Here is a 6,583-nt window from a genome sequence, read left to right on the forward strand (position 1 = left end):
TTGCCATCGGCGAACTGGCCCGACAGCGAGGCGTAGCCGGACAGCCAGGCATTCAGGGGCTGCAGCCGGCTCAGGCTGTAGCGCAGCTTGGCAAAGCCGCCGGCGGTGCGCAGGCTGGCCGCATCGGCCGCGGCATTGGGCGAATCGTTGAGGTTGAGCCGGCCCAGGCTGAAGGCCAGCCCGCCGCCGGTGCTGCCACCACCACCCCAGCTGTCGAACAGGTTGCCCGACAGGCCCAGGGTGCCGACGTCGGCGTGGTAGCGGCTGACCAACGCGCCGTTGGCTTCGTTGCGGAAGTAGCGCCGCTCGGCCGACAGCTGCAGGTACAGGTTGCGGTCGCGCGAGCGCACCAGCGGGTAGCTGCCATCCAGCCCCGCGGTGTGCGAGCGGCCGCGGCCGTCCAGGGCATTGAAGGTCTGCTCGGTGAGCTCGTAGCTGAGGGTGGACACGTTGGCGCCCACGCGCCAGCCGTTCGCGCCCACGGGCAGGCTGGCGCCCAGGCGCAGGTAGTCGTTGCCCTGGCTATGCAGCAGCGTGGTGCTGAACTGGTCGCCCCGGCCCAGCGGGCCGTCCAGCCGCAACGTGGCGAACAGGCGCCCGGTGCCGGTGGCCCGGCCGCCGGCGTTATCGGAGCCCAGCTCGCCGCCGAAGCGCGGCGTGTCGGTCAGCCGCAGCGCCAGGGCGGTTTCGCCCTCCTGCTCGCCGGCCTGCAGGCTGGCCGACATGCTCACGCCGGGCAGGTCGTCCAACAGCATGAGGCCGCGGTCCAGCGCACGCTGGTTCAGCGCCTGGCCGGTGGGCTGCGCCGCCGCGATGATGGCGCGGGCCAGCGCCGGGTTGAAGCGCCCCGGCTCACCTTCCACACGCACGCCGCCGAAGCGGGCTTCGACGATGCGCAGCCGCACATGGCCGCTGCTCACGTCTTGTCTAGGCAAGTAGGCCTGCACCAGCCAGCCGCGGGCCGCATAGGCCTGCTGCACGGCAGCCGCCGCCTGCTGCAATTCGGCCAGGCCCACGCGCTGCCCGATCCACGGCGCCAGCACCGCATCCAGCTCCGCCCGGCTGAGCAGGGTGTTGCCCTCGGGCTCGACCGACTTGAGTTCAAAGCGCGGGCCGTTGGCCGCCGCGGGTGCGGTGGGCGCGGTCGGCGTCGTCAGTGCGGGGGCGCGGCCGGGTAGCTCGTTATTGCGGGGTTCGCTCTGGCGCAGCAAGGAACCGGCATCGGTCTGGGCCAGCGCCATGGGCGTCACCGCCGCCAGCAAAGCGCCGAACATCATGCCGCGGCCGGCGGCATGCCGGGGGCGGGAACAACGTGAGATCAAATCCAACTCCACGGCCTACTACAAGGGTGGAGGCAGTCTAGAAATCCCGCTTTCCCCGCCATCGGCCGAGGAAGGGCGTAAAAGTCCGGTTGTTGTAACCGCGCCTCGTGCCGCGGGCCGTCGGCGTCAGTCGGTGGCGCGCCGCTGCACCAGGCCCATGGCCAGGGTGCGCAGCTGCTTGAGCAGCGCGCCTTCGTCCCCCACCCGCGCATTCATGATCACCGGCGACACCGCGGCGCCGTCGGCCAGCGGGCGGTAGTGCACTTCGCTGCGGTGCAGGTGCCGTACCGAGGCGGGCACCAGCGCGATGCCCACGCCGGCGGCCACCAGGCCGAGGGCGGTCTGCAGTTCGTTGGCTTCCATCGCGACGCGGGGCGTCAGGCCGCGGCCCTTGAAGAGTTGCAGCACATGGTCGGCGTAGCTGGGGCGCGGGCGCGCGGGGTACAGCAGCAGCGGTTCCTGCGCCAGGAGCGCCAGCGGCAGCTGCTTGCGCCGCAGCAGCGGGTGGCGGGCGGGCAGGGCGGCCACGATGGGCTCTTCCAGCAGCGTCACGCTCTGCACCTCGGGGTCGTCCAGCACCAGGCGGCCGAAGCCCACGTCGATGCGGCCGGTCTTCAGCGCCTCGGCCTGCTGCACCGTGATCAGCTCCGACAGCTGCACCTCCACCCCGGCGTTCAAGGCCCTGAACTGGCGGATCAGCTCGGGCAGCAGGCCGTACAGGGCCGATGGCACGAAGCCGATGCCGAACACCGTGCGCCGGCCTTCGGCAATGCGGCGGGTGGCTTCTGCGCTTTCCTTCAGGCGGGCCAGGATCTGCACCGTCTGCTCCAGGAAGAAGCGGCCGGCGGGCGTGAGCTGCAGCGGCCGCGCGCTGCGGTCGATCAGCTGCGCGCCCAGCGCTTCTTCCAGCTGCTGGATCTGCCGGCTGAGCGGCGGCTGGGCCATGTGCAGGCGCTCGGCGGCGCGGCTGAAGCTCAGCGCGGTGGCCACGGCCTCGAAGTAGCGGAGTTGCCGGAGTTCGATCATCGCTTCGTCCTGGGCCCGCCATACCGCAGCGGTATGGAGCGGGACGCCGATGGTATTGGACGCCCGGCAGCCTGCGCACCAACATCGTGGCCATGAACGCGACACCGGCCCACTCCCCGACCACCATCGCCTCGATCGAGGCGATCATCGTCGACCTGCCCACCATCCGCGCCCACCGGCTGGCGATGACGACGGTGAACCAGCAGTCGCTGGTCATCGTCAAGCTGCGCTGCAGCGACGGCACGCTGGGCATCGGCGAAGCCACCAGCATCGGCGGCCTGGCCTATGGCGAGCAAAGCCCCGAAAGCACCCAGCTGGCGATCGACGCCTACCTGGCGCCACTGCTCATCGGCCAGGACGCCGGCAACGTCAATGCCGCGATGGCGCTGCTCAACCGGCAGGTGCAGGGCCAGTCGTATGCCAAGTCGGCCCTGGAAACCGCGCTGCTGGACGCACTGGGCCAGCGCCTGGGCCTGCCGGTGCATGCGCTGCTGGGCGGTGCGGTGCGCCGCTCGATGCCGGTGCTGTGGACACTGGCCAGCGGCGACAGCGGCCGCGACGTGGAAGAGGCGCTGGGCCTGATGGAAGCCCGCCGCCACCGGGTGTTCAAGCTCAAGATCGGCAAGGGCGAGCCGGCGGCCAACATCGCCCACGTGGCCCACATCAAGCGCGCGTTGGGGGCCGAGGTGCTGATCACGGTGGACGTGAACCAGGCCTGGGACGAGGCCACCGCCCAGGGCGCCATCGCCGCGCTGGAGCAGGCCGGCGTGGGGCTGGTGGAGCAGCCCGTGCCGCGCCGCCACCGCGCCGCGCTGGCCCGGCTGGCCGCCCGCTTCGACGTGCCCATCATGGCCGATGAATCCATCAACGGCCCCGAGGACGCGCTGGAGCTGGCGCAGGAAGCGGCGGCCGACGTGTTCGCGCTCAAGATCTCCAAGGCGGGCGGCCTGCTCAACACGCTGCGCACCGCCGCGGTGGGTGAGGCGGCGGGCATTGGCCTGTATGGCGGCACCTTGCTGGAAGGCAGCATCGGCAGCATCGCCTCGGCCCATGCGTTTGCGGCCTGCCCGCAGCTGCGCTGGGGCACCGAGCTGTTCGGCCCGCTGCTGCTGAAGGACGACGTGGTGACCCAGCGGCCCGATTACCGCGACTTCGAGCTGCACCTGTCCGATGCGCCCGGCCTGGGCGTGAGCCTGGACGAGGACAAGCTGGCCCACTACCGCCGCGACCGCCAGCGCACCCAGGTCGCCGTCACGGCCTGACCCCCAACGATTGCCCGGAGACCGACCCATGCTGTTCCATGTGCAGATGACCGTGCGCCTGCCGCACGACATGCCGCCGGCCCAGGCCGACGAACTCAAGGCCCGCGAGAAGGCGATGGCGCAGGAGCTGCAGCGCGCCGGCCGCTGGCGCCACCTGTGGCGCATCGCCGGCCGCTACGCCAACGTCAGCGTGTTCGATGTGGCCAGCCCCGCCGAGCTGCATGAGCTGCTGTCGCAGCTGCCGCTGTTCCCGTACATGGACATCGAGGTGCAGGCCTTGTGCCGCCATGCCTCGTCGGTGCATGAAGACGACCGTTGACCCCAGGGCCCGTTTTTGAGCCAGCATCCCAACCAGGAGACAAGCCATGAGCAATGAATTCACCGTCCAGCAGCTGCTGGAGCGCGTCAACAACAGCCACCAGGGCGGTGGCAACGAGCGGGTGCGCCGCATCACCGCGCGCATCGTGTCCGACCTGTTCCGCACCATCGACGAGATGGACGTCAACGCCGACGAGTTCTGGGCGGCGGCCGACTGGCTGTCTCGCCTGGGCGCCAGCGGCCAGATGGGCCTGATCACCGCCGGCCTGGGCTTCGACCGGCTGCTGGACATCCGTGCCGACGAGGCCGACCGCCGCGCCGGCCGCTCCACCGACGGCACGCCGCGCGCCATCGAAGGGCCGCTCTACATCGCCGGCGCGCCGCTGTCGCACTACGAAGTGCGGGTGGACGAAGGCGAGCCGCGCGGCGAGGTGCTGGTGATGGAAGGGCGCGTGCTGGACGAGCAGGGCCAGCCGGTGGCCAAGGCGCTGGTGGACGTGTGGCATGCCAACGAGAAGGGCCGTTACTCGCACTTCGATCCCGACCAGGCGCCTTATGCGCTGCGCCGCCGCATCGAGACGGATGACCAGGGCCGCTACCGCTTCCGCAGCTTCCTGCCGCCGGGCTACGCCATTCCGCCCAACAGCCCGACGTCGGAGCTGTTCGAGGTGCTGGGCCGCCACGGCAACCGCCCCGCGCACATCCACTTCCTGGTGGCCGCACCGGGCCAGCGCCTGCTGACCACGCAGGTCAATATCCCGGGCGACACCTTCATCGACGACGACTTCGCCTTCGCCACCCGCGACGGCCTGGTGGTGACGCTGGAGCCCGGCACCCCGCCGGCCGGCTACGAGTCGCTGGGCGTCACCGCCCCCTTCACCCGCGTGCGTTTCGACTTCCGGCTGCAGGCCGCGCAGGACGAATCGGAATCCAAGCCGCTGGCGCGGATGGCGCGCCTCAAGGCGTGACCGGCACTGCGGCGGGAATGACGAGCAGCAGCTCCGACTCGTCAATCAGGCGGAAGGTGGGCGGCTGGCCGGTCAGTTGTTCGGTGCGGCTGATGATCAGCTGCACGCCTTCGCCGCGTTTGTCCATCATGGCCGTTCGTCCCACGTCACGCTGATCGGCGTCGGGCACGGGGCACCTGGCCAGCAGGCTGGTGATGGCCTCGTTGCGGGCGGCCTGCCGGTACGCCAGACTCTCCACGGTCATCGTGTTGGGAATGGCGCCCGGCGAGTAAATCTCCAGCCGGTCTGCAAACAGCCGCAGCCGTATCTTGGCTCCGTGGATCGAGTAATCCCGGTGGGCCACCGCATTGACCAAGGCCTCGAAGACGGCCGTCATGTCGAACTGCGGGATGTCACGCCGACCTTCTGCCTTGGTCGCGAACACCCGCATGTTCTTGCGCACGAAGTGGCAGGCACCCATCACTTGGGCATCCAGCGGGCCGGTGATGTCCTGCGCGTCCAACTGGTAGAGCGAGTGGCCGTCGGGCCGCACCTCGGTGCCGCGGTAAGCGACCGCCTGGATGAAGGCGTTGGGCAGCCAGACCCTGGGATCGGCACTGGCCATCAGGACCCCGGCGACCGTCGGCCTCCACTCACCATCCGCGTCCTTGCGTGCCATGGCCAGCTTGTCCAGCAGCACCTCCTGGGTGTCTTGCGAGCGGGGGCTCGCAAAGCGCTGCCAAAGGTCGTCCCTCAGCCCGGCGAGCCTTGCGCCGGGCACGGGCTGTTCATCGAAGCGGATGATGCGGGCCTGGCTTCTTTGCTGGAACAGTCGCGCCAGATAGTCTGGCGACATCTCGCGCTTGGCGCTGCCCACACGATGCAGATAGCCGCCCGGGCTGCGATGCACGAAGAGGCTGCTGCTCACCTCGACCCTCAAGACCGGCCGTTGTTCACTGGCAGCACTGGGCAAGGTCAGGCGCTCAATGACGGGTGCCAGCGGAGGCTGGATGCTGTCCAGGCAAAGCTCGCGCACGAAGTCTTCGACCAGATCGAGGTGGTCAACCGGAATGCCGATCACCTGGCGTGCGTCGTCAACGCCGAGAACGCAGACGCCGCCCCTGCCATTGGCAAACGCCGCCAATTCGTCCGCCAAGGCGCTGCGGTGCGGCGCGCTGATCCTCTGCCCGGCAAAGCGCACTTCCTTCAGCTCCAGGAACGTGTCTTCGCCCAGTCGGATCTTGTCTGCAAGTTCGGCGGCGCTCTTGAACATGTCAACGTTCCAGTCTCTGGTCCCCCCGACAGGAATCGAACCTGTATCTAGCGCTTCATACCACTTCGGCTTTCGCCGCCGCCTGGGGCGTTCGTGGTCTGGACTATGCCTTTGCCGTGGGCCGAAGGGGCCTGTAGGCAGGAGCCGTCTAGTCTCTACACCTTCCCGATGACCGGGCTTGGCTCGGCGTTGCCACGGCAACCGGGGTTGCCACAGGGTTCACCGACTTTGACTCCATTCAGCCGACGCTTTCGCGGCCGGCTGCCCAATTTAGGAGGCGCTCGTTCTATCCATTGAACTACGGGGAGCAGCCCGGGATGCTAACAGGCGAGCGAGCGCAGCGAGCTTGGGAGCCGACCCACCCGCCCGCCGGGCCGCCTCAAGGGCGGGTGCTCCCCCTCGGGGGGGCGCGAGCGCAGCGAGCTTGGGGGCCAA

The 6,583-nt window shown here is 69.6% G+C and carries 6 protein-coding genes; 3 read left to right on the plus strand and 3 right to left on the minus strand.

Annotation, left to right across the window (positions count from 1 at the left end):
- Together ABNT58_RS07065 and ABNT58_RS07070 are read right to left on the minus strand one after the other, a co-directional pair.
- A partial coding sequence (locus ABNT58_RS07065) for a POTRA domain-containing protein (protein ID WP_348752794.1) occupies positions 1 to 1,277 on the minus strand: 1,277 nt, incomplete at its 3' end.
- Positions 1,278 to 1,448: 171 nt separating this feature from the next.
- On the minus strand, positions 1,449 to 2,345 hold the full coding sequence (locus ABNT58_RS07070) for a LysR family transcriptional regulator (RefSeq protein WP_348752799.1): 897 nt from the start codon (positions 2,343 to 2,345) through the stop codon (positions 1,449 to 1,451).
- Positions 2,346 to 2,440: 95 nt separating this feature from the next.
- On the opposite strand from ABNT58_RS07070, the gene ABNT58_RS07075 reads away from it, so the two are divergent.
- Genes ABNT58_RS07075 through ABNT58_RS07085 form a run of 3 tightly spaced genes read left to right on the plus strand, consistent with a single transcriptional unit; the run spans position 2,441 to position 4,896 of the window.
- Positions 2,441 to 3,610, plus strand: a complete 1,170-nt coding sequence (locus tag ABNT58_RS07075; RefSeq protein WP_348752795.1) for a muconate/chloromuconate family cycloisomerase — start codon at positions 2,441 to 2,443, stop codon at positions 3,608 to 3,610.
- A gap of 28 nt (positions 3,611 to 3,638) precedes the next feature.
- Positions 3,639 to 3,929, plus strand: coding sequence for a muconolactone Delta-isomerase (gene catC / locus ABNT58_RS07080; RefSeq protein ID WP_348752796.1), 291 nt, complete (start codon positions 3,639 to 3,641; stop codon positions 3,927 to 3,929).
- Between the two features lie 46 nt (positions 3,930 to 3,975).
- Positions 3,976 to 4,896, plus strand: coding sequence for a dioxygenase (locus ABNT58_RS07085; protein ID WP_348752797.1), 921 nt, complete (start codon positions 3,976 to 3,978; stop codon positions 4,894 to 4,896).
- Here ABNT58_RS07085 and ABNT58_RS07090 read toward each other — a convergent pair.
- Positions 4,886 to 6,148: an ATP-binding protein gene (locus ABNT58_RS07090; RefSeq protein WP_348752798.1), complete on the minus strand. Its 1,263-nt coding sequence runs from the start codon at positions 6,146 to 6,148 to the stop codon at positions 4,886 to 4,888. The genes ABNT58_RS07085 and ABNT58_RS07090 overlap by 11 nt on opposite strands.
- Positions 6,149 to 6,583: the final 435 nt, after the last annotated feature.

Origin of the sequence: uncultured Aquincola sp. (assembly GCF_964001545.1) — a bacterium.
Lineage (GTDB): Bacteria > Pseudomonadota > Gammaproteobacteria > Burkholderiales > Burkholderiaceae_C > Aquincola.